Origin of the sequence: Enterobacter sp. CPE_E863 (genome assembly GCF_046521465.1) — a bacterium.
Classification (GTDB): domain Bacteria; phylum Pseudomonadota; class Gammaproteobacteria; order Enterobacterales; family Enterobacteriaceae; genus Enterobacter; species Enterobacter adelaidei.
On the sequence record NZ_JBKFZX010000001.1, the window covers coordinates 1702831 to 1727891 of the forward strand.

Sequence of the window (25061 nt, forward strand, 5' to 3'; positions counted from 1 at the left end):
CGCGGGGAAACCCGCGCCAGCCACAAGGAGCTTAAAATGTTAGATTTGGATAGTATTGTTGCAGAAGAAAGCGCAGAGAACGATCTCGAAGAAGTGGTGATGGGGCTCATCATCAATTCCGGACAAGCCCGTAGCCTGGCCTATGCCGCCCTCAAGCAGGCCAAGCAGGGGGATTTCGCCGCCGCGAAAACCATGATGGATCAGTCCCGTACGGCGCTGAATGAAGCACACCTGGTGCAGACGAAGCTCATCGAAGGTGACCAGGGGGAAGGGAAGATGAAGGTTAGCCTGGTGCTGGTACACGCCCAGGATCACCTGATGACGTCGATGCTGGCACGCGAGCTGGTGGCGGAGTTAATTGAGCTTCACGAGAAAATGCAATAAGTCAGGTCAGGCAGCAGGAGGTCAGCACGATGGAAATTAAAACCGCACTTGAGCAGCAACTGTTTAATGGCAAGAATTTTCACGTGGTCATTTACAACAAAACGGAGAGCGCCAGCGGTCTGCACCAGCATGACTACTATGAGTTCACGATTGTTCTGACCGGCCGCTACTACCAGGAAATTAACGGTAAGCGCGTCCTGCTTGAACGGGGCGATTTTGTCTTCTTACCGATGGGATCCTATCACCAGAGCTTTTACGAATTTGGTGCCACACGCATTCTGAATGTGGGCGTCAGCAGACGCTTCTTTGAGAAGCACTATCTGCCGCTGGTACCGTTCTGCTTTGTGGCATCGCAGGTCTATCGTGTCAAAAACGAGTTTATGACCTGGATTGAAACGGTTATCGCCTCGCTTAACTTCCGCGACAATGAATTTGATGAGTTTATTGAAACGGTGACATTCTATGTGATGAACCGGCTGCGCCATCATCGCGAAGAGCAGCAGGTGACGGATGATGTTCCGCAATGGCTGCGCGGTACTGTGGAACTGATGCACGATAAAGGGCAGTTCAGTGAAAATGCGCTGGAGAATATGGTTTCACTGTCGGGAAAATCGCAGGAATATCTGACTCGCGCGACACAGCGTTATTATCGTAAAACACCTGTGCAAATTATTAATGAAATCCGCATTAATTTTGCAAAAAAACAGCTGGAAATTACCAACTATTCTGTCACCGATATTGCTTACGAATCCGGATACAGTAGCCCCAGTCTGTTTATTAAAACCTTTAAGAAATTGACATCGTTCACCCCGAACAGTTACCGGAAAAACTTGACGGTAATTAATTAACTTTAGGCGGCTTTACCCGCCGCGAATATTGCCTTGATTGCTTGCCCAAATAGCGGGAAGAGTACGCTATACCTTGCAGGCGATTAACCTGATACGCTAAGGGAGATATTATGCAAAAGAAATTAAAAGTCGTAACCATTGGTGGCGGCAGCAGTTATACCCCGGAATTACTTGAAGGTTTCCTGAAACGTTATCATGAATTACCGGTTAGCGAGTTATGGCTGGTTGACGTTGAGGAAGGTCAGGAGAAACTGAATATTATTTTCGACCTGTGCAAGCGCATGGTTGAGAAAGCCGGTGTGCCTTTAACCGTGCATAAAACCCTGGATCGTCGACTGGCGCTGAAAGATGCGGATTTCGTTACCACCCAGCTACGCGTGGGTCAGTTAAAGGCGCGTGAACTGGACGAACGCATTCCACTGAGTCACGGTTATCTGGGACAAGAGACCAACGGCGCGGGCGGCCTGTTCAAAGGTTTGCGTACCATCCCAGTCATTTTCGACATTATCAAAGATGTCGAAGAGATTTGCCCGAACGCATGGGTGATTAACTTTACTAACCCGGCCGGGATGGTGACCGAGGCGGTCTACCGCCATACGGGTTTCAAACGCTTTATCGGCGTCTGTAATATTCCGATTGGCATGAAGATGTTTATCCGCGACGTTCTGGAACTGACCGACAACGACGATCTCTCCATCGATCTGTTCGGCCTGAACCACATGGTGTTCATCAAAGATGTCATTGTGAACGGAAAATCGCGCTTTGCCGAACTGCTCGACGGCGTGGCCTCCGGTCGCCTGACGGCGGCGTCAGTGAAAAACATCTTTGACCTGCCGTTCAGCGAAGGGCTGATCCGCTCGCTGAATCTGCTGCCATGCTCGTACCTGCTTTACTACTTTAAGCAGAAAGAGATGCTGGCTATCGAAATGGGCGAGTACTATAAGGGCGGCGCGCGTGCGCAGATCGTTCAGAAGGTTGAGAAGCAGCTGTTCGATTTGTATAAAGATCCGAACCTGAACGTCAAACCGAAAGAGCTGGAGCAGCGCGGCGGGGCATATTACTCCGATGCAGCATGTGAAGTTATCAATGCCATTTACAACGATAAGCAAGCGGAGCATTACGTTAATGTGCCGCATCATGGTCATATCGACAACATTCCGGCTGACTGGGCCATCGAGATGACCTGTATTCTGGGGCGTGATGGGGCGAAACCACATCCACGCATCACCCATTTTGATGACAAAGTCATGGGCCTGATTCACACCATCAAAGGATTTGAAGTGGCTGCCAGTCATGCGGCGTTAAGCGGTGAGCTTAATGACGTGCTGCTGGCGCTGAACCTCAGCCCGCTGGTCCATTCTGATCGCGATGCGGAGCAACTGGCCAGTGAAATGATTCTGGCACATGAAAAATGGTTGCCGAACTTTGCTGCAACAATAGAGAAGCTGAAGTTCAAACACCGTTAAGGGGATGCGCAATGGAAAACCTGCTGATCGTCAATGCTGATGATTTTGGTCTCTCCAGAGGTCAAAACTACGGCATTATTGAAGCCTGCCGTCGGGGGATCGTGACCTCCACAACGGCACTGGTTAATGGTGAAGCGGTTGAACACGCGGCGCAGTTGAGCCGCGACGTTCCGGCGCTGGGCGTCGGCATGCACTTTGTGTTGACGCTTGGGATGCCGCTTTCGCAGATGCCAGGTCTGACTCGCGACGGACAGCTGGGTAAGTGGATTTGGGAACTGGCGGAGCAGGATGCTCTGCCGCTCGAAGAGATTACCCGTGAGCTGGACTGTCAGTTCAACCGCTTTGTTGATGTGTTTGGCAAGGAGCCGACGCACATTGACAGTCACCATCACGTCCATATGATCCCGGCGATTTTCCCGCTTGTTGCGGAATTTGCGCGACGTAAAGGGGTTGCAATGCGCGTGGATCGTGACGTGCAGGCGCTGCACGGTCTGTCATTCTTCTCTGTGCCCACAACGGACGGATTCAGCAGCGCGTTTTATGGCGAAGGGATCGATGAAGCACTGTTCCTGAAAGTGCTGGATGATTCCGCCGCCCGAGGCGAACGGTCGGTGGAGGTGATGGCGCACCCCGCTTTTGTTGATAACACCGTGCGTAAAAGCGCCTACTGCTGGCCTCGACTGGCGGAACTGGATGTGCTGACGTCGGCATCGCTCAAGTATGCGATTGCCGAGCGCGGATATCGGTTGGGAACGTTCAGGGATCTGTAAGAAGTGCCGGGGGGCGGTTTCGCCTTACCCGGCATTTTTTTACGCCGGTATCTGGTCAATCTTACTGCTGCGCGACCAGACGCGATGAACAGCGAGCAAATCAAACAGTTTCGTCATAAACGCGTCATTGACGTTATCGCCCTCCACAATGCCATCCTCACCCTGATCCGCAACCTTCAACTGCGCTTTAAACTGTCGCGCATCGCCGGATAGCGCGATCGGTTTAAGGTGTTTATAGGCTTCCAGCAAGTAATAGACGGCGTCGCCGTTGGTCAGCAGACTGTTAATATCCCCGCACGGCACAATTACCGCATCGACGGTTAGCGATGGCGCGCCGGCAAAAGTCGCCGCCACCGGCAGCACGGAGCCGTCATCGGCGGTCACTTCGCCCATGCGGGAATAAAGCAGTTTGGCGTGCACGCCTTGCTTTTTCAGCGCCTGCATAATTCCCAGCACATCACTGGCGCGGGTTTTATCATTCAGCAGAATGGCGACCACGCGGCCTTTAATTGAGCCACCCGGCACTGCGTACAGACTCAGTGACGGATCTTTTTTCACACCATTAACCGCTTTTGGCGGTGCCAGGTTGCGTTGCTCATCGGTGAGCATAATACCCAGGTTATCGGCTACGCTCTGAGCAAGCTGAATATCAATATGCGCCAGCTGATCGACCACGCCCTCGCGGATATAGGTGCGCACCACTTTGCTGAGCTCAAAGCTGAAGCCGCCGATAATGTGCTGCTGCTCAATCGGCGTCTGGCTGTTCCAGAACAGGCGAGGATGGGCGTAATACTCGCCAAATGACGGGCTGCGCTCGCGAATTTTGTTGCCATCAATACGCTCCTGATACGATTCGAATCCACCGCGTTTCGGCCCGGGTGGGGTTTCGCGCGGCCAGTTATCGTTGATGGAGTTCGGTTCATAGTTCGCCGGGTTGGTATCAATATCCTGACGGTGCATCCCGTCCCGCTGGAAGTTGTGGTACGGACAGGTTGGACGGTTAATCGGGATCTCGTGGAAATTCGGCCCACCTAGACGGCTGATCTGCGTATCGGTATACGAGAATAAACGTCCCTGTAAGAGAGGATCGTTGGTGAAATCCAGCCCCGGCACGATATGCCCCGGGTGGAACGCGACCTGTTCGTTTTCGGCGAAGAAATTATCCGGGTTACGGTTGAGCACCATTTTACCCACCAGCTGAACCGGCACCAGCTCCTCCGGGATCAGTTTGGTCGGGTCAAGGAGATCGAAATCGAACTTGCATTCGTCCTCTTCCGGAATGAGCTGCAGGCCCAGTTCGTATTCCGGGAATTCGCCCGCTTCAATGGACTCCCACAGCTCGCGGCGATGGAAGTCCGGATCGCGTCCGGTGAGCTTCTGCGCTTCGTCCCACACCAGCGAGGCTTTACCCGCCACAGGCTTCCAGTGGAAGCGGACAAACGTGGCTTTTCCCTCGGCGTTGATCAGACGGAAGGTATGGATGCCAAATCCTTCCATTGTACGATAACTGCGCGGAATGCCCCTGTCTGACATCGCCCACATCACGTTGTGTAAGGTTTCAGGCTGCTGGGAGACATAGTCCCAGAAGGTGTCGTGCGCACTTTGTCCCTGCGGTATGGCCCAGTGAGGCTCTGGTTTTACCGCATGGACAAAGTCAGGAAATTTATGCGCATCCTGAATGAAAAACACGGGAGTGTTGTTGCCCACCAGATCGAAAATTCCCTCTTCGGTATAAAATTTGGTGGCAAAGCCGCGGATATCCCGGACGGTGTCTGCCGAACCCGCGCCGCCCTGCACGGTGGAGAAACGCACAAACACCGGTGTGATTTTATCCGGGTCGGAGAGGAAATCCGCTTTGGTGATCGCTTTCAGACTCTTATAGGGCTGAAAGTAGCCGTGGGCCGCGGAACCGCGGGCGTGGACGATGCGTTCCGGTATCCGTTCGTGGTCAAAATGGGTGATTTTTTCCCGCAGGATAAAATCTTCCAGCAGGGTCGGCCCGCGCGCGCGCGCGCGAAGGGAGTTCTGATCGTCAGCAATGCGCACGCCCTGATTGGTGGTGAGCGCAAAACCTTCGCCGCCTTTACGGTGTGGCGCTAGAGATTTCAGTTTTTCATTTCCCATGTCCGTTGATTTCACGCTTCCCGGTGCGGTAGGTTGTTCGCCTGGGGCAGAAGGGCCGGGAGAGGGGCGGTGAGAGCCGTCAGCAGGGGCGAGGGAGTCCATTCCCGGTTGAGACTCTTCAGTGCCATGAATCGGCGATTGATGTGTTTTATCTTTGTTCGACATTGCACGATGCTCCTTGATTCATTGCTAAAAAACCTTTTAAGGATAGGACAATGTCGCAAGATGGTTTGCTAACTAAGAGTTTTCACATGCCGTCATTAGCGAAAGAAGCCATCTCACCCACTCGGGGCGCGACGGAAGGTAGCAGGATCGGCTATCATAGAATTTTCCTGCTTCAAGAATTTGCTTTAGTGAACCAGTCGCTTATGAAACCTCTTCGCCAACAAAACCGCCAGGTTATTAGCTATGTGCCCCGCGTTGAACCCGCGCCGCCGGATCATGCCCTGAAAGTGGAGGGTTTTCGTGATGTCTGGCTGTTACGCGGTAAATATGTGGCGTTTGTGCTGATCGGTGAACATTTCCGTCGTTCCCCGACTTTTACAGTACCGGAATCCGCGCAACGGTGGGCGATGCAGATCCGCCAGGATGAAGAGGTTGAAGAGTAACAGCCATAAAAAAACCGCCATCAGGCGGTTTTTTTTAATTGTCAGTGTTTAACGGTGCGCCAGTTCGACGTCGTCTTCACTTTCCAGAATCGCTTTGTCAGTCTGCTTCAGCCACTGGCTGGTCAGCGTACCGGCCGTCATTGAGCCGCTTACGTTCAGCGCGGTACGCCCCATGTCGATCAGCGGTTCAACGGAGATCAGCAGCGCAACCAGCGTCACCGGCAGACCCAGAGCAGGCAGCACGATCAGCGCGGCGAAGGTTGCGCCACCACCGACACCTGCAACGCCTGCGGAACTTATGGTCACAATCCCTACCAGTGTAGCAATCCAGACTGGGTCAAGCGGGTTGATACCCACGGTTGGAGCAACCATCACCGCCAGCATCGCCGGATAAAGACCTGCACAACCGTTCTGACCGATGGTGGCACCAAAAGAGGCAGAGAAGCTGGCGATAGACTCAGGCACGCCCAGACGGCGGGTCTGTGCTTCAACGTTCAGCGGAATAGACGCGGCGCTGGAACGGCTGGTGAAGGCGAAGGTTAGCACCGGCCAGACTTTGCGGAAGTATTTCAGCGGGCTAACGCCGTTCACACCCAGCAGGATACCGTGCACCACAAACATAATGCCCAGGCCCAGATAAGAGGCAATCACAAAACTACCCAGCTTGATGATGTCCTGCAGGTTAGAGCCCGCAACCACTTTGGTCATCAGCGCCAGAACACCATAAGGGGTTAACTGCATCACCAGACGAACCAGCTTCATCACCCAGCTTTGCAGGGTATCGATAGCGGTCAGCACGCGTTCACCTTTTGGTGCATCGTCTTTCAGCAGTTTAAGTGCCGCCACACCCAGGAACGCGGCGAAAATGACCACGCTGATGATGGAGGTTGGGTTGGCGCCGGTCAGGTCAGCAAACGGGTTCTTCGGAATGAAGGAGAGCACCATTTGCGGAACGGTCAGGTCCGCCACTTTACCCACGTAGTTGGTTTGAATCGCGGTCAGACGCGCTGTTTCAGCACTGCCCTGAACCAGCCCTTCGGCAGTCAGGCCGAACAGGTTGGTGACCAGTACACCTACCAGCGCCGCAATCAGCGTGGTAAACAGCAGCGTACCAATGGTCAGGAAGCTGATTTTCCCCAGTTGGGTCGCGTTATGCAGTCGGGCAACGGCACTCAGAATAGAGGCAAACACCAGTGGCATAACGATCATCTGCAGCAGCTGAACATAGCCGTTACCGACAATGTTGAACCACTGAATGGAATCTTTCAGAACTGGATTGTCGGAGCCATAAATTGCCTGTAATGCCAGACCAAATACAACACCCATGACCAGACCAACCAGTACTTTTTTCGCCAGACTCCACTGTTTGTGGCGCGCCTGCGCGAGAAGCAATAGCAATACAACGAACACAATGACGTTCGCGATGAGTGGAAAATTCATCCCCGTTCTCCTGATTTATTATGGGGTCGGTTTTTACCGATCCTGTTGGCGGAAGGTTAGCAGAAGTGTGATATAGCGCTTATATCCAAATGGAATGGGTTATGACAAATGAGATAGTTTTGTCTGTTTACCGTTCAATCTGGTGATGAATAAAACGATTGAACTGAAATTGCAGCGAATTAATCATCTGGGAAGACCAGCGGACTGCACTGTTTTCGGGCAATGTTTGCGGCATCCAGACAGCATAGGCAAACAGCGCCATGCACAATACGCGCTCAAGCTGGTTACCTTTCTGCGGTGCAAGGATGGGAAAACGGAAACGCCAGCGGCAGGGCCAAAGCAGCGGCACGCCCGCAGGCGTTAGCATATCGGCGAGAATATGGCTTAAATAGCCCAGCACCATCCCCTGGATGGCATCCGCGGGGACAATCCAGCTTTCGGGCACTTTTAAGTAGAAGAGCGTCAGCAGGCCAAATACGGCCAGCAGACTATGCGTAAATCCCCGGTGGCCAAACGCGCGAGCGATAGGTTTTGATACCCACTTAAGGCGTTGACCAAGGAAGGATTTGGGATGGTCAATGTCGGGCAGCAAACAGGTCAATACGGCGGAAGGGACAATATGCCACCAGTCCCCCTGCGCCAGCACGGGGGTAAGTTCAGCGTTTTTGGCAAATACTGCGCACGCAATAGAAAAAAGCAGGTGGCCTTCCGCCGTCATGATAAAACCCACAAAACTGTCAATTCATACAGTATAGGGTTTTTATACAGTAGGCGGAAGAGGTGACGGTGTAACTGTTTGTCACAAACCCAACGCAGGCATTAACCGCCCTGCAGGTGATGCGTCGTCAACCCGACCAGTGAAGTAAGCTTCACATCGGCAAGGGCAAACCGGGGATCGTGGCGGGTTTCTTCGGCTGGAACCACAATGGAGCGCATCCGTGCGGCTTTCGATGCCACCATACCGTTTACGGAGTCTTCCAGCGCAACGCAGTTGAGCGGATCAATACCCAGCTTAGCGGCACAGTCCAGATAGACCTGCGGGTGCGGCTTGCTGTAAGGCAATTTTTCTGCTGATGCCATCGCGTCGAAACTGTCGCGCAGTTCAAACATGATGAGCACTTTTTCCAGCATATGCAGCGGTGACGCCGAGGCCAAGCCGACCTTCAGTCCCTGAGCTTTACACAGCGCGACGGCTTCGCGTACGCCAGGCAACAGCGGCTTGTTCTCTTCGACCAGCGAGATGGCGCGGCTGATAATGCGCGCGGTCACTTCATCACGATCCGGGCCAACCCACGGCTGTTGGGCAAACCACAGATCGACGACCATATCAATGCGCAGGCCAAGCGTGTCTGGAAGTTCATTACGGCGGCTGATATCTACGCCAAGACTGGCGATGACGTCCAGTTCGGCGCGATCCCACAACGGTTCGGAATCGATCAGTAATCCATCCATGTCAAAAATTGCGGCAAGAATTTGGCGCGGTGTCGACATCACAACGTCTCCTTATCCAGGGTGTTCGACAGACGATAAGTGCTAAGCACAACCTGCAATTTAGCATATTGCCTTTAAAGATCGGGCGAAATTGATGACCAGCAGGTAGACTTAGGCTCAAATAACGCGTCTTTATGAAGAGGAACTGATGACGTATCAACAAGCTGGACGCATCGCGGTCTTAAAACGTATTGCTGGCTGGGTGATTTTTATTCCAGCTGTCATTTCTACGCTGATCTCTGTACTGAAATTTATGTACGATCACAGCGAAAAACAGCCGGGTATTAATGCGGTAATGCTTGATTTTGCGCATGTCATGATTGAGATGATGCGTTTTAACACACCATTCTTGAATGTCTTCTGGTTCAACTCACCCACCCCGGATTTTCATCAGCAACTGAATATCGGCTTTTGGGTCATTTACGCACTGATCTTTATCGCCCTCGCATTGCAGGCCTCTGGCGCACGAATGAGTCGTCAGACGCGCTTTCTACGCGAAGGGGTTGAGGATCAGTTAATTCTGGAGCAGGCTAAAGGCCCGGAAGGGATGAGTCGGGAGCAGATTGAATCCCGCATTGTTGTGCCGCGTCATACCATTTTTCTGCAAATTTTCCCGCTCTATATCCTCCCGGTGATCATCATTGTGGCGGGATACTTCTTCTTCTCGCTGCTCGGTTTTCTGTAACAGATAAGGGTGGCGAAATAGCCACCCTTATCTGCCTTCACGCGGCAAGTATACGTTCAAGGGCCCGCTGCGCGTTGACCAGGTGCTCCCCGCCAAACAGGATGGCTCGGTTCATCAGCGTATAAAGCTGATACACCGGCTGGCGATCGAGGAAACCGGGCGGCAGGGGGGAAACCGACTGGTACCCATCGTATATTTGCGGTGGCTGTTCCGGATGCAGCGGCAACATGGCCAGATCGCATTCTCTGTCACCCCAGTAGCAGGCCGGGTCAAAAATATAAGGGCCGTTGGGGCCTAGCGCGCAATTATTTGACCACAAATCGCCGTGTAGCAAAGAAGGCTGAGGCTGGTGGGATGCCAGACGCTGCTGAACGTGCTCAACGATGGCATCTATATTGCCAAATTCCAGCCCTTTTTCTGCGGCCAGCTCAAGTTGCCAGCCAATGCGTTGCTCAGCAAAAAACGTCGACCAGCGACGCTGCCAGGCATTAGGTTGTGGGGTAGTGGAGAGATCGTTGTCGAAATCGAGACCAAACTGCGGCTGGTCGCTCCATTGATGCAGGCGCGCTAACTGTTGGCCGAGAATGAAAGCATTATGGGCATCTAACGGACGGGCTGGGAGATATTCCATCACCAGAAAGCTGTAGTCTCGGTCACTCCCCACGGCCAGAACTTGTGGGACCGTCACCGTTTTACTGCGCGACAACAGTTCCAGCTGGTCAGCTTCGGCGGTAAAGATCGGAAGCAGTTCCCGCTCATCACATTTAACGAAAAGGTCGCGTCCAGCGTAGCGTAAATGCCACGCGGCGTGGATCTCTCCGCCTGGCAGTTCGTTACGCAGTTCAATTTCACCTTCACCCAGTTGCTCACTTAAAAGATGACTGATAGCCTGCCACATGTTGTCTCTCCCATGTTGTCTGCCAGATCATAAAGTTAGCGCATAATTGCGGTAAAAAAATACGAACTAACGCACACCTGAGCGGTTTAAATTCATGCAGGGCACTTATTGTTCTTTTTTCTTCCAGCTTTCCCAGGTTTCCACGTCAATTTCGGCAGGCTTGTCAGTCACGCTTTCCACCAGACTGGTGCCCAGCGCATGTACCTCTTCCTGGCTCAGGGGACTGATTATGCCGAATGTCAGCGTGCCTAAATCATGAACATTGCCCTCGTCATCCGTGAGCGTGAGGAGAAAATTAGCCCGGGTGAACGCGTTGTTGAGCTCATTCAGCTCGGTGAGCGATGCTTCATGAAGGTTGACGGTTACAACGTAGCGGGTGATGTCACCACTGCTCATAATTCACCTCATTGTTATCATGAAAGTTTTCTTAGCATAGTCGATAGTCTGTGTTTGGCGACTACGATGTGAATTTCCCCTCCATAAAGAAGGGGAACGGGTGTTAATTGCGTGACAGGTAATCAACGATTTTTTGCGTATCGGCCAGTGAACAGAGACGCGTGCCCTGGTTGATGGTTGCAGCACTCCCCGCCGCCACACCGTAGCGTGTCATTTCCAGCAGTGATGCGCCCTGTGCCAGTTTCAGCGTCATTGCACCGACCATGCTGTCACCGGCACCCACTGTACTCTGACTTTTCATTGGGGGTGGCACAACCTGAACGGACGACGATTCATCGACTGCCAGCGCCCCCTGAGGACCAAGGGAGACCACAACGCGTCGCGCTTTACCGCTGCGCACCAACTCCTGTGCGGCGGTGCGAACATCATCTGGTTGTGTCAGTTCGCGGTTGACCAGTGCACTCAACTCTTTCTGGTTGGGTTTAACCAGCTCAAGATTGCCAGGCACTAATGCAGCCTGCAGGGCATCGCCGCTGCTGTCGACAATGCAGCGGATCCCGCGTTGTTGTGCAGCCCGGATGAGCGCTGTTAATTTTTCCGTGCTCACGCCGGGTGGCAGGCTGCCGCTCACTACCAGCAGTGCACCGCTTTCTATCGCCAGCACTTTCTCTTCCAGTTGACGAAATTCATCATCACTGAGCTTTGCGCCAGGCATGACAAAACGGTATTGCTCTCCGCTTGACTCCACGTGTACATGCAGGTTTTGTCGTGTCCAGTCTTTGGCATCGACTGTCTCTACGGCAACATGCTCATCTGCCAGCAAAGAGATCAGGTGTTCACCGGTGGCTCCGCCTGCGGGGAATATTGCTGTCGCTTTACCGCCGAGGTGCGTAATCGCGCGCGCCACGTTGATACCACCGCCGCCTGGCTCAAAGACAGGGGGCGTGCAACGCAATTTACCTTCCGGGTAAATCTGGGGCGTCAGGGTGGCGGAATCAAGGGAAGGGGAGAGCGTCAGAGTGTAGATAGAAACCATCATTACCTCCTTTTAGTATGGGTTCTTATTAGTCTGGCACCATTTATCAGGAAGGCAATGTAAATAACAGTATGATTTTAAATATGAATAGGGATGAAATAACATTTTGGGGATATATAAAATAAAACGCAATTTGAGATCGTTCTTATTCAAAAAATGAAATAAGAAAACATTGCTATGTTATTTGCGGCTTTTTATAATTTGTTACCTTTCTCTGGACGCCTTGTCATTGATCCTCAAGAAAGATTCCGGGACCGTGTGGTCTCTTTTTTTGTTGTACGGACTCCTTAATAAAATGAAGCTTTTGAAGACAGTACCCGCTGCACTGATGCTGGCGGGTGGCGTGTTTGTGGCAATGAACGCGAGCGCCGATGATACCGTTTTTACTGTCATGGACGATCCCACCACCGCGAAAAAACCGTTTGAAGGTAACCTGAACGCCGGGTACCTGGCACAATCCGGTAACACGAAAAGCTCCTCTCTGACAGCGGACAGTACGCTCACCTGGTACGGTAACACCACCGCATGGTCTCTGTGGGGAAATGCCAGCAACACTTCCGCTAACGATGAACGCTCTTCCGAGAAATATGCGGTAGGCGGACGTAGCCGCTACAACATGACTGACTATGACTACCTGTTTGGTCAGGCAAGCTGGTTGACTGACCGCTACAACGGTTATCGTCAGCGTGATGTGTTCACTGCGGGTTATGGTCGTCAGTTCCTGAATGGCCCGGTACACAGCTTCCGTTTTGAATTCGGTCCTGGTGTTCGTTATGACGAGTACACCGATGGCGATACCAAAACCCAACCTCTTGGCTACGCTTCCGGCACCTATGCCTGGCAGATGACCGACAACACCAAATTTACCCAGGGTGTTTCAGTATTTGGTGCCGACGATACGACGCTGAACTCCGAGACAGCGCTGAACGTGGCTATCAACGAACACTTTGGTCTGAAAGTGGCTTACAACGTGACCTGGAACTCTTCACCGCCAGAAACTGCACCGGATCATACCGATCGCAGAACCACTGTTTCACTGGGTTATAGAATGTAATAATGGCGGGCCGATGAAGATGTCGGCCCGTTTTACATCTTAGGCCTGTTGACGTACTTTCTGATGACGACTATTCGCCTCTAGCCCCAAATCATTGCCGCCCAACGCAGTAACAGCATAGCGCCGCAGATGGCTATCAGCACCAGCACCATTTTCCAGTGTTTTACGGCAAATCGTTTTGTTGGCATAACCTAATCCTTGTTCCTTGATACGCATAGTCTATCAAACAGGGCAGAAAAATGCCCCATCGCAGGGCGCGATTAGGTTATACCCGCTTAGGTGAGGCTCAGAACCAGTGGAATCGTTCGGCGAGAATCAACAATAAACCTGTGGCTGAAAGGATGTTCAATATCACAACCGTTCTACTAGATACGTTCATGGTATGCACCTTTGGGTTTAATGACCTGTTCAAGAGTAGCCCATCATCTCTGGAATGCGAGCTCCGGGGATATGCAACCGGCAAATTCATGCAAAAGTGCCAGCACACCAATCTGCCAGCAGAGGGTGCAATCTCCCTTTTGTTAGTGTTAACATTGCAAGGCTTGCCGTAAATCGGACGTTGTCTGATTTTCCTGCGGGTGAATGATGACGAACCAATTTGACGATTGTTGGTCAGATGGTGTCGTAATCTATTGTCAAATCACGATTATTTTCTTTGTATATGCTCTTATGTGTGGGGCATCACTGCAAATAAGGATATAAAATGCCTGTAATTACTCTTCCTGATGGCAGCCAACGCCATTACGACCACGCTGTTAGCCCAATGGATGTTGCCCTGGACATTGGTCCTGGTCTTGCGAAAGCGACCATTGCTGGCCGTGTTAACGGTGAGCTGGTGGATGCTTCCGATCTGATCGAAAATGATGCAACGCTTGCAATCATTACAGCGAAAGACGAAGAAGGTCTGGAGATCATTCGCCACTCCTGCGCACACCTGTTAGGTCATGCCATCAAACAGCTGTGGCCAAACACCAAAATGGCGATCGGTCCGGTAATCGACAACGGTTTTTACTACGACGTTGACCTTGACCACACCCTGACTCAGGAAGATATCGACGCGCTCGAAAAACGTATGCACGAGCTCGCCGAAACGAACTATGACGTCATCAAGAAGAAAGTCAGCTGGCACGAAGCGCGTGAAACCTTCGTGAAGCGTGGCGAGAGCTATAAAGTCTCTATTCTTGATGAAAACATCTCCCATGATGACAAGCCTGGCTTGTACCATCACGAAGAATACGTCGACATGTGCCGTGGACCGCACGTGCCGAATATGCGCTTCTGTCATCATTTCAAGCTGATGAAAATCGCAGGCGCCTACTGGCGTGGCGACAGCAACAACAAGATGTTGCAGCGTATCTACGGGACCGCATGGGCCGATAAAAAAGCGCTGAATGCTTATCTGCAGCGTCTGGAAGAAGCCGCGAAGCGTGACCACCGTAAAATTGGTAAGCAACTTGACCTGTACCACATGCAGGAAGAAGCGCCGGGTATGGTGTTCTGGCACAACGACGGCTGGACCATTTTCCGTGAACTGGAAACCTTCGTTCGTTCCAAGCTGAAAGAGTACCAGTACCAGGAAGTAAAAGGCCCGTTCATGATGGACCGTGTGCTGTGGGAAAAAACCGGCCACTGGGACAACTACAAAGATGCGATGTTCACTACCTCTTCCGAGAACCGTGAATACTGCATCAAGCCAATGAACTGCCCGGGGCACGTTCAGATCTTCAACCAGGGTCTGAAGTCCTACCGCGACCTGCCGCTGCGTATGGCAGAGTTCGGTAGCTGCCACCGTAACGAGCCATCAGGTGCGCTGCATGGTCTGATGCGTGTTCGTGGTTTTACTCAGGATGATGCGCATATCTTCTGTACGGAAGATCAGGTACGTGACGAAGTTAACGCCTGTATTCGTATGGTCTACGATATGTACAGCACCTTTGGCTTCGAGAAGATCGTGGTCAAACTCTCAACGCGTCCGGAAAAACGTATCGGCAGCGATGAGACCTGGGATCGTGCAGAAGCGGATCTCGCCGTGGCGTTGGAAGAGAACGGGATTCCGTTCGAATACCAACTGGGCGAGGGCGCATTCTACGGTCCGAAAATTGAATTTACCCTGTATGACTGCCTCGATCGCGCATGGCAGTGCGGTACTGTACAGCTGGACTTCTCCCTGCCGCAGCGTTTAAGCGCCTCTTATGTTGGCGAAGACAACGAGCGTCAGGTTCCGGTAATGATTCACCGTGCAATTCTCGGTTCTCTGGAGCGCTTCATCGGCATCCTGACTGAAGAGTTCGCTGGCTTCTTCCCAACCTGGCTTGCGCCAGTGCAGGTCGTGGTGATGAACATTACCGATTCTCAGGCGGATTACGTTAAAGAATTGACGCAGAAACTACAAAATGCGGGCATTCGCGTAAAAGCAGACTTGAGAAATGAGAAGATTGGCTTTAAAATCCGCGAGCACACTTTACGTCGTGTCCCGTATATGTTGGTCTGTGGTGATAAAGAGGTGGAAGCAGGCAAAGTTGCCGTTCGCACCCGCCGTGGTAAAGACCTGGGCAGCCTGGACGTAAGTGAAGTGATTGAGAAGCTGCAACAAGAGATTCGCAGCCGCAGTCTTCAACAACTGGAGGAATAAGGTATTAAAGGCGGAAAACGAGTTCAAACGGCACGTCCGAATCGTATCAATGGCGAGATTCGCGCCCAGGAAGTTCGCTTAACAGGTCTGGAAGGCGAGCAGCTGGGGATTGTGAGTCTGAGAGAAGCAATCGAAAAGGCTGAAGAAGCTGGAGTAGATTTAGTTGAAATCAGCCCTAACGCCGAACCGCCAGTTTGTCGTATCATGGACTACGGCAAGTTCCTTTATGAAAAGAGTAAGTCTTCTAAGGAACAGAAGAAAAAGCAAAAAGTTATCCAGGTTAAGGAAATCAAATTCCGTCCTGGTACCGACGATGGCGATTATCAGGTAAAACTCCGCAGCCTGATTCGCTTTCTGGAAGATGGCGATAAGGCCAAGATCACGCTGCGTTTCCGCGGTCGTGAGATGGCCCACCAACAGATTGGTATGGAAGTGCTTAACCGCGTCCGTGACGATCTGAGTGAACTGGCAGTAGTCGAATCCTTCCCTACGAAGATCGAAGGCCGCCAGATGATCATGGTGCTCGCTCCTAAGAAGAAACAGTAAGGCCTTCAAGCAGCAAAATCTGTGGAGCCTTCGGGTTTCATAGGTTTTGTTCGCCTATGTTTCGTTTATTTAACAATGCGAAGTGGAAGTTATTAAGATGCCAAAAATTAAGACCGTACGCGGTGCTGCTAAGCGCTTCAAAAAAACCGGTAAAGGTGGTTTTAAGCACAAGCACGCTAACCTGCGTCACATTCTGACTAAGAAAGCTACCAAGCGTAAACGTCACCTGCGTCCAAAAGCCATGGTTTCTAAAGGCGATCTGGGCCTGGTAATCGCGTGCCTGCCGTACGCATAAGTCGTTAACGTTTAACTTTTTTAACTTAGAATAGATACAGGAGAGCACACATGGCTCGCGTAAAACGTGGTGTAATTGCACGTGCACGTCACAAGAAAATTTTGAAACAAGCTAAAGGCTACTATGGTGCGCGTTCACGCGTATACCGCGTTGCCTTCCAGGCTGTTATCAAAGCAGGTCAGTACGCTTACCGTGACCGTCGTCAGCGTAAGCGTCAGTTCCGTCAACTGTGGATTGCGCGTATCAACGCAGCAGCACGTCAGAACGGTATTTCTTACAGCAAATTCATCAACGGCCTGAAAAAAGCCTCTGTTGAAATCGACCGTAAGATCCTGGCTGACATCGCAGTATTCGACAAAGTAGCGTTCACCGCTCTGGTCGAAAAAGCGAAAGCAGCACTGGCATAAGCCAGTTGAGAGAGGGGGCTTAGCTCCCTCTTTTCATTTAACACCATCAGAAGATTGACTTTTACCGGTGCAACCTTTTCAATAAGGTCTTAACGGTATTTACCACACAAGGTAACGCAAGCATGAATGCTGCTATTTTCCGCTTCTTCTTTTACTTTAGCACCTGAATTCAGGAGGCTAGCGCGTGAAAGATGAAACGAAAAACAGCGCCAGATAAGCCTCCCGATGGAGGCTTTTTTTGTGCCTGAATTTGAGAGAATAACTCCACCAAATCGGTGTCTGCACCGACATAATGAGGAAAATCATGTCACATCTCGCAGAGCTGGTTGCCAGTGCAACAGCCGCCATTAATCAGGCCTCAGATGTTGCCGCGTTAGACAATGTCCGCGTCGAATATCTTGGTAAGAAAGGGCACCTGACCCTTCAAATGACAACCCTGCGTGAACTGCCGCCAGAAGAACGCCCGGCAGCGGGGGCGGTAATTAACGAAGCCAAAGAGCAGGTACAGCAGGCGCTGAATGCACGCAAAGCTGAGCTGGAAAGTGCAGTGCTGAATGCGCGCCTGGCTGCAGAGACTATCGACGTTTCTCTGCCGGGTCGCCGCATCGAAAACGGCGGTCTGCACCCGGTTACCCGCACCATCGATCGCATTGAAAGTTTCTTCGGTGAGCTCGGCTTTACCGTGGCGACTGGCCCGGAAATTGAAGATGATTATCACAACTTCGATGCCCTGAACATTCCTGGCCATCATCCGGCACGTGCTGACCACGATACTTTCTGGTTCGACGCCACGCGTCTGCTGCGCACCCAAACTTCCGGCGTTCAGATCCGTACCATGAAGGATCAGGAACCGCCAATCCGTATTATCGCGCCGGGCCGTGTATATCGTAACGATTACGATCAGACCCACACGCCAATGTTCCACCAGATGGAAGGCCTGATTGTTGATAAAAACATCAGCTTCACCAACCTGAAAGGCACGCTGCATGATTTCCTGAATAACTTCTTTGAAGAAGATCTGCAGGTTCGTTTCCGTCCGTCCTACTTCCCGTTCACTGAACCGTCTGCGGAAGTTGACGTGATGGGTAAAAATGGCAAGTGGCTGGAAGTGCTGGGTTGCGGCATGGTGCATCCAAACGTACTGCGCAACGTAGGTATCGATCCGGAAGTTTACTCCGGCTTTGCGTTCGGTATGGGCATGGAGCGTCTGACCATGCTGCGTTACGGCGTGACCGATCTGCGTGCATTCTTCGAAAACGATCTGCGTTTCCTCAAACAGTTTAAATAAGGGCAGGACAGAACAATGAAATTCAGTGAACTGTGGTTACGCGAATGGGTGAACACCACGCTGGACAGCGAAGCGCTTTCTAACCAGATCACCATGGCTGGCCTGGAAGTTGACGGCGTTGAGCCGGTTTCAGGTGCCTTTAATGGCGTGGTCGTAGGTGAAGTAGTTGAATGCGGCCAGCATCCTAATGCAGACAAACTGCGCGTAACAAAAGTGAATGTGGGCGGCGAGCGCCTGCTGGATATCGTCTGCGGTGCGCCAAACTGCCGTCAGGGGCTGAAAGTTGCTGTGGCAACTGTTGGTGCGGTACTGCCGGGTGATTTCAAAATTAAAGCCGCGAAACTGCGCGGTGAGCCGTCTGAAGGCATGCTGTGCTCGTTCTCCGAACTGGGTATTTCCGACGATCACAATGGCATCATTGAGCTGCCGCTGGATGCGCCAATTGGCACCGATATCCGTGAATACCTGAAGCTTGATGACAACACCATTGAAATCAGCGTCACGCCAAACCGTGCTGATTGCTTAGGTATCATCGGCGTAGCGCGCGATGTTGCGGTGCTGAACCAGGTTGAGCTGAACGTACCAGACATCACGCCAGTAGCTGCAACCATTACCGACACTCTGCCAATTCAGGTTGAAGCCGCCGATGCGTGCCCGCGTTACCTGGGGCGTGTTGTGAAAGGCATTAACGTTAAAGCGCCAACCCCTCTGTGGATGAAAGAGAAACTGCGTCGCTGTGGTATTCGCTCCATTGATGCGGTTGTTGACGTCACTAACTACGTTCTGCTGGAGCTTGGCCAGCCAATGCACGCGTTCGATAAAGATCGTATCGAAGGCGGAATTGTTGTACGTATGGCGAAAGAGGGTGAAACCCTGGTTCTGCTGGACGGCAGCGAAGCAAAACTGAACGCTGATACCCTGGTGATTGCAGATCATGGTAAAGCGCTGGCGATGGGCGGTATCTTCGGGGGCGAGCACTCAGGCGTGAACGACGAGACGCAAAACGTCCTGCTGGAATGCGCCTTCTTCAGCCCGCTCTCCATCACCGGTCGCGCACGCCGTCACGGCCTGCATACCGATGCCTCCCACCGCTACGAGCGCGGCGTTGACCCGGCGCTGCAGTACAAAGCGATGGAACGCGCGACCCGCCTGCTGATCGATATCTGCGGCGGCGAAGCTGGCCCGGTTATTGATGTGACAAACGAAGACACTCTGCCAAAACGCGCAACCATCACTCTGCGTCGCAGCAAGCTGGATCGTTTGATTGGGCACCACGTTGCCGATGCGCAGGTCACCGACATTCTGAAGCGCCTGGGCTGTGAAGTCACCGAAGGTCAGGACGAATGGAAGGCTGTTGCGCCATCATGGCGTTTCGACATGGAGATCGAAGAAGACCTGGTGGAAGAAGTGGCTCGCGTATACGGCTACAACAACATCCCTGATGAGCCTGTACAGGCGGGTCTGGTGATGGGCACCCACCGTGAAGCTGACCTGTCTCTGAAGCGTGTGAAAACCATGCTCAATGATAAAGGTTACCAGGAAGTGATCACCTACAGCTTTGTTGATCCGAAGCTGCAACAGTTGATCCATCCGGGCCAGGAAGCGCTGATCCTGCCAAGCCCAATCTCCAGCGAAATGTCCGCGATGCGTCTGTCTCTGTGGACGGGGCTGCTGGGTACGATTGTTTACAACCAGAATCGCCAGCAAAACCGTGTGCGAATTTTCGAAAGCGGTTTGCGCTTTGTACCGGATAATCAGGCAAATTTAGGCATCCGTCAGGATCTTATGCTGGCTGGTGCCATCAGCGGTAACCGCTATGAAGAGCATTGGGATCTGGCGAAAGGGACGGTTGATTTCTACGATATGAAGGGCGATCTGGAAGCAATTCTCGATCTGACCGGTAAATTATCTGAAATTGAATTCCGTGCAGAAGCCATTCCGGCACTGCATCCGGGGCAAAGTGCAGCCATTTATTTAGACGGCAAACGTGTTGGTTTCATTGGTGTTGTTCACCCTGAGCTGGAGCGTAAACTGGATCTGAATGGCCGTACCATCGTGTTCGAGCTGGAGTGGAACCCGGTTGCAGACCGCGTCATTCCTCAGGCGCAGGACGTGTCACGCTTCCCGGCGAATCGCCGTGATATCGCGGTTGTGGTCGCGGAAAATGTGCCCGCAGCAGATATTTTGGCCGAATGTAAGAAAGTTGGCGTAAATCAGGTAGTTGGCGTAAACTTATTTGACGTGTACCGCGGCAAGGGCGTAGCAGAAGGTTTCAAGAGCCTTGCTATCAGCCTTATCCTTCAGGATACCAGCCGTACACTCGAAGAAGAGGAGATTGCCGCTACCGTCGCCAAATGTGTAGAGGCATTAAAAGAGCGATTCCAGGCATCATTGAGGGATTGAACCTATGGCGCTTACAAAAGCTGAAATGTCAGAATATCTGTTTGATAAGCTTGGGCTTAGCAAACGGGATGTCAAAGAGCTGGTAGAGCTGTTTTTCGAAGAGATCCGTCGTGCTCTGGAAAATGGTGAACAGGTAAAACTCTCCGGTTTTGGCAATTTTGATTTGCGAGACAAAAACCAACGTCCGGGCCGCAACCCGAAGACGGGGGAAGATATTCCCATTACAGCTCGCCGCGTGGTGACCTTCAGACCCGGCCAGAAGTTAAAAAGCCGTGTCGAAAACGCAACGCCCAAAGCAGAGTAATATGAACTAACTAAAAAGGCCGCTCACGCGGCCTTTTTTCTTTGCGCTCTTTGGCAAACCCGCCGTAAAATCAATTACATCTTACGTCAATAAAACTGTACACATGCTTGATTACGCCTATCGCCAGCACCGTTCCGATCAACGTCGCCTGTTTTTGCTGGTGCTACTGCTCGTTGTCGCCGCCGGCATAAGCCTGTGTGCGGGCGACAGATGGATAGGGCCTGAAAGCTGGATGAGCCCTGACGGGCAGATCTTCATCTGGCAAATACGTCTGCCGCGCACCGTGGCGGTGATCCTGGTGGGGGCTGCACTGGCGCTCTGCGGCACCATTATGCAGGCATTGTTCGACAACCCGCTGGCGGAACCCGGGCTGCTCGGCGTATCGAACGGCGCAGGCGTGGGGCTGATAGCGGCCGTCATGCTTGGCGGGGGAGCACTCTCCGGGTGGAGTATCAGCCTGAGCGCCATTACTGGCGCATTGCTGATAACGCTCATTCTCCTGCGTTTCGCCAGACGGCACTTGTCGACCAGCCGTCTGCTGCTTGCCGGGGTAGCGCTGGGTATCATCTGTAGCGCGCTGATGACCTGGGCGGTCTACTTCTCGACCTCTTTTGACCTGCGTCAGCTGATGTACTGGATGATGGGCGGTTTTGGGGGCGTGGACTGGCACCAGGGCTGGCTGATGGTTCTTCTGATCCCGGTCATATTGTGGGCGACCATGCAGGCACAACCACTCAACATGCTCGCGCTGGGTGAAACATCCGCTCGCCAGCTCGGGATGCCACTGGTGTTCTGGCGTAATGTGCTGGTTATTGCCATTGGCTGGCTGGTGGGGGTCAGCGTGGCGCTGGCGGGGGCGATTGGTTTTATCGGGTTGGTTATTCCGCATATGCTTCGCCTGTGTGGCCTCACCGACCATCGAACCTTACTTCCGGCCTCGGCAGTCGCCGGGGCGGTAACACTGCTGGTGGCCGATATCATCGCCCGGCTTGCCCTGACAGCCGCGGAACTGCCCATTGGTGTAGTGACCGCCACGCTGGGCGCGCCGGTATTTATCTGGCTACTATTAAAAGCCGGACGTTAAATCACGATCCGTAAGACAACCAGAGGGAATGCTATGCAGTCAGATATCCTGAACACCAAAGTGACCACCATTGATGGCGATAACACCACGCTGGAAGGCTACAAAGGCAATGTATTGCTGATCGTCAACGTGGCATCCAAATGTGGCCTGACGCCACAGTACGAGCAGCTGGAGAACATTCAGAAAGCGTGGGAGAAAGACGGTTTCACCGTGCTGGGTTTCCCCTGCAACCAGTTCCTGGGCCAGGAGCCGGGAAGCGAAGAAGAGATCAAAACGTTTTGTAGTACGACCTACGGTGTGACGTTCCCGCTGTTCAGCAAAATTGATGTTAACGGCGAAGATCGCCATCCGCTGTATGCGAAGCTGATTGCTGCCGCGCCGACAGCCGTTGCGCCAGAAGGCAGCGGCTTTTATGAACGTATGGCGAGCAAAGGTCGGGCACCGCTCTACCCGGATGATATTCTGTGGAACTTTGAAAAATTCCTGATTGGTCGTGATGGCCAGGTGATTCAGCGTTTTTCGCCGGATATGACGCCTGAAGATCCGATTGTCATGGAATCTATCAAGCTGGCGCTGGCGAAATAATGTCGTTGCTGATGCAGCTCACGGACGTTGCCGAGAAGGGACGTCTGGAGCCGATAACCGGTACCCTCAATGCGGGAGAGATCCTGCATCTTGTTGGGCCCAACGGCGCAGGGAAGAGCACGTTGTTGGCCCGTATGGCGGGGCTAACCTCCGGGCAAGGGCAGATATCGCTGCTGGAGCATACTCTAACCGACTGGTCGCCGGTCTCGCTGGCGCACCGGCGCAGTTACCTTGTGCAGCAACAAATGCCCCCTTTTGCGATGCCTGTCTGGCATTATCTGATGCTGCATTTGCACGACAAACAACATACGGCACTGCTGACTGAAGTGGCTGCGGCCCTGGGGCTAGAAGATAAACTGTCCCGACACGCCAGCCAGCTTTCCGGCGGAGAATGGCAGCGGGTGCGCCTGGCGGCGGTCATTGTTCAGATTCACCCGGCAGGTAACCCTCACGGGCGGATGCTGCTTCTGGATGAGCCGATGAGCGGTCTGGATGTGGCGCAGCAGGCGGCGCTGGATTCGCTGTTAAGTAGTCTGAGCCGAAAGGGTATCGCCGTGGTAATGAGCAGTCATGACCTCAACCATACCTTGCGGCATGCCCACCGGGTGTGGTTGCTGTCACGTGGAAAGATGATCGCCAGCGGGATGCGGGATCAGGTTCTTACGCCGCCAAATCTTGCTCTTGCGTACAATATGTCGTTCCGCAGGTTGGATATAGAGGGACATAAGATGCTGATTTCTACCGGGCAGGAGTAACCGTTTCTTGCCTGTTAGCACAGTTGCACGCTAAATTACGAAAAGAACAAAAAAAGCAGAGGATTCGTCTGAAAATGCGATTCTGGTTTCTCCTGATGGCAGCGTTATTTCTCGCGGGATGCAGTAGCCATCGTGCGCCGCCACCTAACCCACGGCTTTCAGATTCAATTACCGTCATTGCCAGTCTCAACGATCAGCTGAGCAACTGGCGCGGTACGCCTTATCGCTATGGCGGCATGAGCCGTGGCGGTGTAGATTGTTCTGGTTTTGTCCTGATGACGTTCCGCGACAAGTTTGACTTACAGCTTCCGCGCGAAACGCGCAAGCAGGCAGAAATAGGGACTGAAATTGATAAAGATGAGCTTCTGCCTGGAGACCTGGTGTTTTTCAAAACCGGGTCGGGTGAAAGCGGTCTTCACGTTGGAATTTATGATACAGACAATCAGTTTATTCACGCCTCGACCAGCCGCGGAGTGATGCGATCTTCTCTCGATAATGTGTACTGGCGTAAAAACTTCTGGCAAGCACGACGTATTTAGTCTGCCCCGGATGTGTCTTTATGACGGCATGGTAGCGAATAAATCATGTCGTTTTTTCGCAAATAAGATGATTAAAGTTAAATTTACCTAAAATTAGCTAAGCCCGCATGTGTCTGTTTTATCTAAAACTGGCTATTATTCAGTAACCAGGATAAGATTATTTTAGATTCAGGGATAAATCTGAAAATTAATACGGAACTAATGAAATTAATCTTATTAAAATCAAGACAGTGGAATTGTGTCGGCAATTGCTCCAGGATGTCCTCTCTCATCTTTAATGCGGGGCGAGTGCAATGATAATTACGCTAGATAATGCTTACCAGTCTGAACTATTGTTCATGCCTGCCCGTAATAGTGCAGGTGAGCTTAAAGGTTTAGAGGTTCTGGTTAACTTTACTGGCGTCGGCACTGATGTAAGGATCCCCACTGACCTCGTTATCCCTCGTCTTACAGCGACAGAAGAGTTAGCGTTGTTTAACGAGAAACTGCAATTGCTTGATACCTGCAAACTGTTTTTTATTCAGCATCAGTTAATTGCATGGATCAATATTACACCTGTTATTGTTGAGTTTTTATTAAGCAATGGAAACGCTGTTTCAATCCTTGAGCGTTATCCGTTTATTGAGTTTACTGTTAATGAGAACTATCCAGGTTTAAATAACGGAAAAGACGATCTCCAGTTGGCAAGAATGGCGATTCATTTCCCGTTGGTTCTGGCAAACTTTGGTGCAGGCGCAGCATCCCTCAAAGCCGTCTATGATGGATTATTTAAACGGGTGATCATCGACAAAGGGTTCATTCAGCAGCGTGCATCGGAGCTTTCTTTTGAACCTTTTATGCGTGCAATTCTCTGGCAGATAACACCCCATTGCCAGTCTGTCATCGTAGCCGGAATCGACGATCACAACCTGTTGCAACGTGTCTTGTCCTTTAACGTCGGCGCGATGCAGGGAGCGCTCTGGCCAGCGGTCAGTGCAGAGCACGTCACCACGCTGGTTCAGCGATAACCCTTTCTTTCGCCCG

General features: G+C 52.2%; 29 protein-coding genes and 1 other annotated feature. Of the genes, 20 read left to right on the plus strand and 9 right to left on the minus strand.

What is annotated here, in order from left to right; genetic code table 11:
• The first annotated feature begins 36 nt into the window (after positions 1–36).
• The 4 genes from chbA (at position 37) to chbG (ending at position 3468) form a co-directional block, all read left to right on the plus strand.
• The gene (gene chbA, locus ACLHV8_RS08365; protein WP_028017211.1) at positions 37–384 is read left to right on the plus strand and encodes a PTS N,N'-diacetylchitobiose transporter subunit IIA; all 348 of its coding nucleotides are present in this window, start codon (positions 37–39) and stop codon (positions 382–384) included.
• Complete coding sequence (gene chbR / locus ACLHV8_RS08370; RefSeq protein ID WP_256125016.1) at positions 381–1232, plus strand: transcriptional regulator ChbR; 852 nt, start codon at positions 381–383, stop codon at positions 1230–1232. Before chbA ends, chbR begins: the two co-directional genes overlap by 4 nt.
• 110 nt (positions 1233–1342) lie before the next feature.
• Complete coding sequence (locus ACLHV8_RS08375) at positions 1343–2698, plus strand: 6-phospho-beta-glucosidase (RefSeq protein ID WP_028017213.1); 1356 nt, start codon at positions 1343–1345, stop codon at positions 2696–2698.
• Positions 2699–2709: 11 nt separating this feature from the next.
• Positions 2710–3468, plus strand: a complete 759-nt coding sequence (gene chbG, locus ACLHV8_RS08380; RefSeq protein ID WP_049007593.1) for a chitin disaccharide deacetylase — start codon at positions 2710–2712, stop codon at positions 3466–3468.
• Between the two features lie 39 nt (positions 3469–3507).
• Here the strand turns inward: chbG and katE are convergent, their stop codons facing one another.
• Complete coding sequence (gene katE, locus ACLHV8_RS08385) at positions 3508–5757, minus strand: catalase HPII (RefSeq protein ID WP_410376860.1); 2250 nt, start codon at positions 5755–5757, stop codon at positions 3508–3510.
• 86 nt (positions 5758–5843) lie between these two features.
• Here katE and cedA point away from each other — a divergent pair, with 86 nt between their 5' ends.
• Complete coding sequence (cedA, locus tag ACLHV8_RS08390) at positions 5844–6200, plus strand: cell division activator CedA (protein ID WP_080282770.1); 357 nt, start codon at positions 5844–5846, stop codon at positions 6198–6200.
• Between the two features lie 48 nt (positions 6201–6248).
• Here the strand turns inward: cedA and ACLHV8_RS08395 are convergent, their stop codons facing one another.
• The 3 genes from ACLHV8_RS08395 to hxpB all read right to left on the minus strand — a co-directional run bounded on the left by ACLHV8_RS08395 (position 6249) and on the right by hxpB (position 9131).
• Positions 6249–7640: an L-cystine transporter gene (locus ACLHV8_RS08395; protein ID WP_028017216.1), complete on the minus strand. Its 1392-nt coding sequence runs from the start codon at positions 7638–7640 to the stop codon at positions 6249–6251.
• A 127-nt stretch (positions 7641–7767) separates the two neighbouring features.
• Positions 7768–8358: a metal-dependent hydrolase gene (locus ACLHV8_RS08400; protein WP_208593876.1), complete on the minus strand. Its 591-nt coding sequence runs from the start codon at positions 8356–8358 to the stop codon at positions 7768–7770.
• Between the two features lie 101 nt (positions 8359–8459).
• A complete protein-coding gene (gene hxpB, locus ACLHV8_RS08405) occupies positions 8460–9131 on the minus strand; it encodes a hexitol phosphatase HxpB (protein WP_208593877.1) in 672 nt (223 codons plus the stop codon).
• Between the two features lie 148 nt (positions 9132–9279).
• Here hxpB and ACLHV8_RS08410 point away from each other — a divergent pair, with 148 nt between their 5' ends.
• Complete coding sequence (locus ACLHV8_RS08410; RefSeq protein WP_049007596.1) at positions 9280–9816, plus strand: YniB family protein; 537 nt, start codon at positions 9280–9282, stop codon at positions 9814–9816.
• Between the two features lie 37 nt (positions 9817–9853).
• Here ACLHV8_RS08410 and ACLHV8_RS08415 read toward each other — a convergent pair whose 3' ends face one another.
• From ACLHV8_RS08415 to pfkB, 3 genes are all read right to left on the minus strand, one after another.
• On the minus strand, positions 9854–10714 hold the full coding sequence (locus tag ACLHV8_RS08415) for a fructosamine kinase family protein (RefSeq protein ID WP_028017219.1): 861 nt from the start codon (positions 10712–10714) through the stop codon (positions 9854–9856).
• Positions 10715–10819: 105 nt separating this feature from the next.
• Positions 10820–11110 carry a type V toxin-antitoxin system endoribonuclease antitoxin GhoS gene (ghoS, locus tag ACLHV8_RS08420; RefSeq protein WP_028017220.1) on the minus strand — a complete coding sequence of 97 codons (291 nt, stop codon included), beginning with the start codon at positions 11108–11110 and terminating at the stop codon, positions 10820–10822.
• A gap of 103 nt (positions 11111–11213) precedes the next feature.
• Positions 11214–12146 (minus strand): 6-phosphofructokinase II, encoded by a 933-nt coding sequence (gene pfkB, locus ACLHV8_RS08425; RefSeq protein ID WP_049007599.1) that lies wholly within the window; start codon positions 12144–12146, stop codon positions 11214–11216.
• 295 nt (positions 12147–12441) lie between these two features.
• Between pfkB and ACLHV8_RS08430 the strand changes: the two genes are divergently transcribed.
• Positions 12442–13200, plus strand: coding sequence for a YdiY family protein (locus ACLHV8_RS08430; RefSeq protein ID WP_028017222.1), 759 nt, complete (start codon positions 12442–12444; stop codon positions 13198–13200).
• An 80-nt stretch (positions 13201–13280) separates the two neighbouring features.
• On the opposite strand, the gene yniD is transcribed toward ACLHV8_RS08430, so the two are convergent.
• Positions 13281–13388, minus strand: a complete 108-nt coding sequence (yniD, locus tag ACLHV8_RS08435) for a small membrane protein YniD (protein ID WP_008500658.1) — start codon at positions 13386–13388, stop codon at positions 13281–13283.
• A gap of 98 nt (positions 13389–13486) precedes the next feature.
• Positions 13487–13669, minus strand: a complete 183-nt coding sequence (gene yncL / locus ACLHV8_RS08440; RefSeq protein ID WP_080282767.1) for a stress response membrane protein YncL — start codon at positions 13667–13669, stop codon at positions 13487–13489.
• Between the two features lie 234 nt (positions 13670–13903).
• Here yncL and thrS point away from each other — a divergent pair, with 234 nt between their 5' ends.
• The 13 genes from thrS (at position 13904) to ACLHV8_RS08505 (ending at position 25045) form a co-directional block, all read left to right on the plus strand.
• The gene (gene thrS, locus ACLHV8_RS08445) at positions 13904–15832 is read left to right on the plus strand and encodes a threonine--tRNA ligase (RefSeq protein WP_028017224.1); all 1929 of its coding nucleotides are present in this window, start codon (positions 13904–13906) and stop codon (positions 15830–15832) included.
• Between the two features lie 3 nt (positions 15833–15835).
• Positions 15836–16378, plus strand: coding sequence for a translation initiation factor IF-3 (gene infC, locus ACLHV8_RS08450; protein WP_023616141.1), 543 nt, complete (start codon positions 15836–15838; stop codon positions 16376–16378).
• Positions 16379–16475: 97 nt separating this feature from the next.
• The gene (rpmI, locus tag ACLHV8_RS08455) at positions 16476–16673 is read left to right on the plus strand and encodes a 50S ribosomal protein L35 (protein ID WP_001124225.1); all 198 of its coding nucleotides are present in this window, start codon (positions 16476–16478) and stop codon (positions 16671–16673) included.
• A 50-nt stretch (positions 16674–16723) separates the two neighbouring features.
• Positions 16724–17080 (plus strand): 50S ribosomal protein L20, encoded by a 357-nt coding sequence (gene rplT / locus ACLHV8_RS08460; RefSeq protein WP_000124850.1) that lies wholly within the window; start codon positions 16724–16726, stop codon positions 17078–17080.
• 117 nt (positions 17081–17197) lie between these two features.
• Positions 17198–17322, plus strand: a sequence feature (Phe leader region).
• Positions 17203–17247, plus strand: a complete 45-nt coding sequence (pheM, locus tag ACLHV8_RS08465; protein ID WP_001386830.1) for a pheST operon leader peptide PheM — start codon at positions 17203–17205, stop codon at positions 17245–17247. It overlaps the preceding feature by 45 nt.
• A gap of 62 nt (positions 17323–17384) precedes the next feature.
• Positions 17385–18368 (plus strand): phenylalanine--tRNA ligase subunit alpha, encoded by a 984-nt coding sequence (gene pheS / locus ACLHV8_RS08470; RefSeq protein WP_010426091.1) that lies wholly within the window; start codon positions 17385–17387, stop codon positions 18366–18368.
• A gap of 15 nt (positions 18369–18383) precedes the next feature.
• The gene (pheT, locus tag ACLHV8_RS08475) at positions 18384–20771 is read left to right on the plus strand and encodes a phenylalanine--tRNA ligase subunit beta (RefSeq protein WP_208593878.1); all 2388 of its coding nucleotides are present in this window, start codon (positions 18384–18386) and stop codon (positions 20769–20771) included.
• A gap of 4 nt (positions 20772–20775) precedes the next feature.
• Positions 20776–21075 carry an integration host factor subunit alpha gene (gene ihfA, locus ACLHV8_RS08480; protein ID WP_208593879.1) on the plus strand — a complete coding sequence of 100 codons (300 nt, stop codon included), beginning with the start codon at positions 20776–20778 and terminating at the stop codon, positions 21073–21075.
• Between the two features lie 103 nt (positions 21076–21178).
• A complete protein-coding gene (btuC, locus tag ACLHV8_RS08485) occupies positions 21179–22159 on the plus strand; it encodes a vitamin B12 ABC transporter permease BtuC (RefSeq protein WP_028017226.1) in 981 nt (326 codons plus the stop codon).
• Between the two features lie 33 nt (positions 22160–22192).
• Positions 22193–22744, plus strand: a complete 552-nt coding sequence (locus tag ACLHV8_RS08490) for a glutathione peroxidase (protein ID WP_049006724.1) — start codon at positions 22193–22195, stop codon at positions 22742–22744.
• Positions 22744–23499: a vitamin B12 ABC transporter ATP-binding protein BtuD gene (gene btuD / locus ACLHV8_RS08495; protein WP_028017228.1), complete on the plus strand. Its 756-nt coding sequence runs from the start codon at positions 22744–22746 to the stop codon at positions 23497–23499. Before ACLHV8_RS08490 ends, btuD begins: the two co-directional genes overlap by 1 nt.
• 74 nt (positions 23500–23573) lie before the next feature.
• Positions 23574–24038, plus strand: a complete 465-nt coding sequence (locus ACLHV8_RS08500) for an NlpC/P60 family protein (RefSeq protein ID WP_028017229.1) — start codon at positions 23574–23576, stop codon at positions 24036–24038.
• A 293-nt stretch (positions 24039–24331) separates the two neighbouring features.
• A complete protein-coding gene (locus tag ACLHV8_RS08505) occupies positions 24332–25045 on the plus strand; it encodes an EAL domain-containing protein (protein ID WP_028017230.1) in 714 nt (237 codons plus the stop codon).
• Positions 25046–25061: the final 16 nt, after the last annotated feature.

Coding starts and splice junctions, on each gene's coding strand:
- chbA (WP_028017211.1), top strand. CDS start 37: ATGTTAGATTTGGATAGTATTGTTGCAGAAGAAAGCGCAGAGAACGAT.
- ACLHV8_RS08375 (WP_028017213.1), top strand. CDS start 1,343: ATGCAAAAGAAATTAAAAGTCGTAACCATTGGTGGCGGCAGCAGTTAT.
- chbG (WP_049007593.1), top strand. CDS start 2,710: ATGGAAAACCTGCTGATCGTCAATGCTGATGATTTTGGTCTCTCCAGA.
- katE (WP_410376860.1), bottom strand. CDS start 5,757: ATGTCGAACAAAGATAAAACACATCAATCGCCGATTCATGGCACTGAA.
- cedA (WP_080282770.1), top strand. CDS start 5,844: ATGCCGTCATTAGCGAAAGAAGCCATCTCACCCACTCGGGGCGCGACG.
- ACLHV8_RS08395 (WP_028017216.1), bottom strand. CDS start 7,640: ATGAATTTTCCACTCATCGCGAACGTCATTGTGTTCGTTGTATTGCTA.
- ACLHV8_RS08400 (WP_208593876.1), bottom strand. CDS start 8,358: ATGACGGCGGAAGGCCACCTGCTTTTTTCTATTGCGTGCGCAGTATTT.
- hxpB (WP_208593877.1), bottom strand. CDS start 9,131: ATGTCGACACCGCGCCAAATTCTTGCCGCAATTTTTGACATGGATGGA.
- ACLHV8_RS08410 (WP_049007596.1), top strand. CDS start 9,280: ATGACGTATCAACAAGCTGGACGCATCGCGGTCTTAAAACGTATTGCT.
- ACLHV8_RS08415 (WP_028017219.1), bottom strand. CDS start 10,714: ATGTGGCAGGCTATCAGTCATCTTTTAAGTGAGCAACTGGGTGAAGGT.
- ghoS (WP_028017220.1), bottom strand. CDS start 11,110: ATGAGCAGTGGTGACATCACCCGCTACGTTGTAACCGTCAACCTTCAT.
- pfkB (WP_049007599.1), bottom strand. CDS start 12,146: ATGGTTTCTATCTACACTCTGACGCTCTCCCCTTCCCTTGATTCCGCC.
- ACLHV8_RS08430 (WP_028017222.1), top strand. CDS start 12,442: ATGAAGCTTTTGAAGACAGTACCCGCTGCACTGATGCTGGCGGGTGGC.
- yniD (WP_008500658.1), bottom strand. CDS start 13,388: ATGCCAACAAAACGATTTGCCGTAAAACACTGGAAAATGGTGCTGGTG.
- yncL (WP_080282767.1), bottom strand. CDS start 13,669: ATGAATTTGCCGGTTGCATATCCCCGGAGCTCGCATTCCAGAGATGAT.
- thrS (WP_028017224.1), top strand. CDS start 13,904: ATGCCTGTAATTACTCTTCCTGATGGCAGCCAACGCCATTACGACCAC.
- rpmI (WP_001124225.1), top strand. CDS start 16,476: ATGCCAAAAATTAAGACCGTACGCGGTGCTGCTAAGCGCTTCAAAAAA.
- rplT (WP_000124850.1), top strand. CDS start 16,724: ATGGCTCGCGTAAAACGTGGTGTAATTGCACGTGCACGTCACAAGAAA.
- pheS (WP_010426091.1), top strand. CDS start 17,385: ATGTCACATCTCGCAGAGCTGGTTGCCAGTGCAACAGCCGCCATTAAT.
- pheT (WP_208593878.1), top strand. CDS start 18,384: ATGAAATTCAGTGAACTGTGGTTACGCGAATGGGTGAACACCACGCTG.
- ihfA (WP_208593879.1), top strand. CDS start 20,776: ATGGCGCTTACAAAAGCTGAAATGTCAGAATATCTGTTTGATAAGCTT.
- btuC (WP_028017226.1), top strand. CDS start 21,179: ATGCTTGATTACGCCTATCGCCAGCACCGTTCCGATCAACGTCGCCTG.
- ACLHV8_RS08490 (WP_049006724.1), top strand. CDS start 22,193: ATGCAGTCAGATATCCTGAACACCAAAGTGACCACCATTGATGGCGAT.
- btuD (WP_028017228.1), top strand. CDS start 22,744: ATGTCGTTGCTGATGCAGCTCACGGACGTTGCCGAGAAGGGACGTCTG.
- ACLHV8_RS08500 (WP_028017229.1), top strand. CDS start 23,574: ATGCGATTCTGGTTTCTCCTGATGGCAGCGTTATTTCTCGCGGGATGC.
- ACLHV8_RS08505 (WP_028017230.1), top strand. CDS start 24,332: ATGATAATTACGCTAGATAATGCTTACCAGTCTGAACTATTGTTCATG.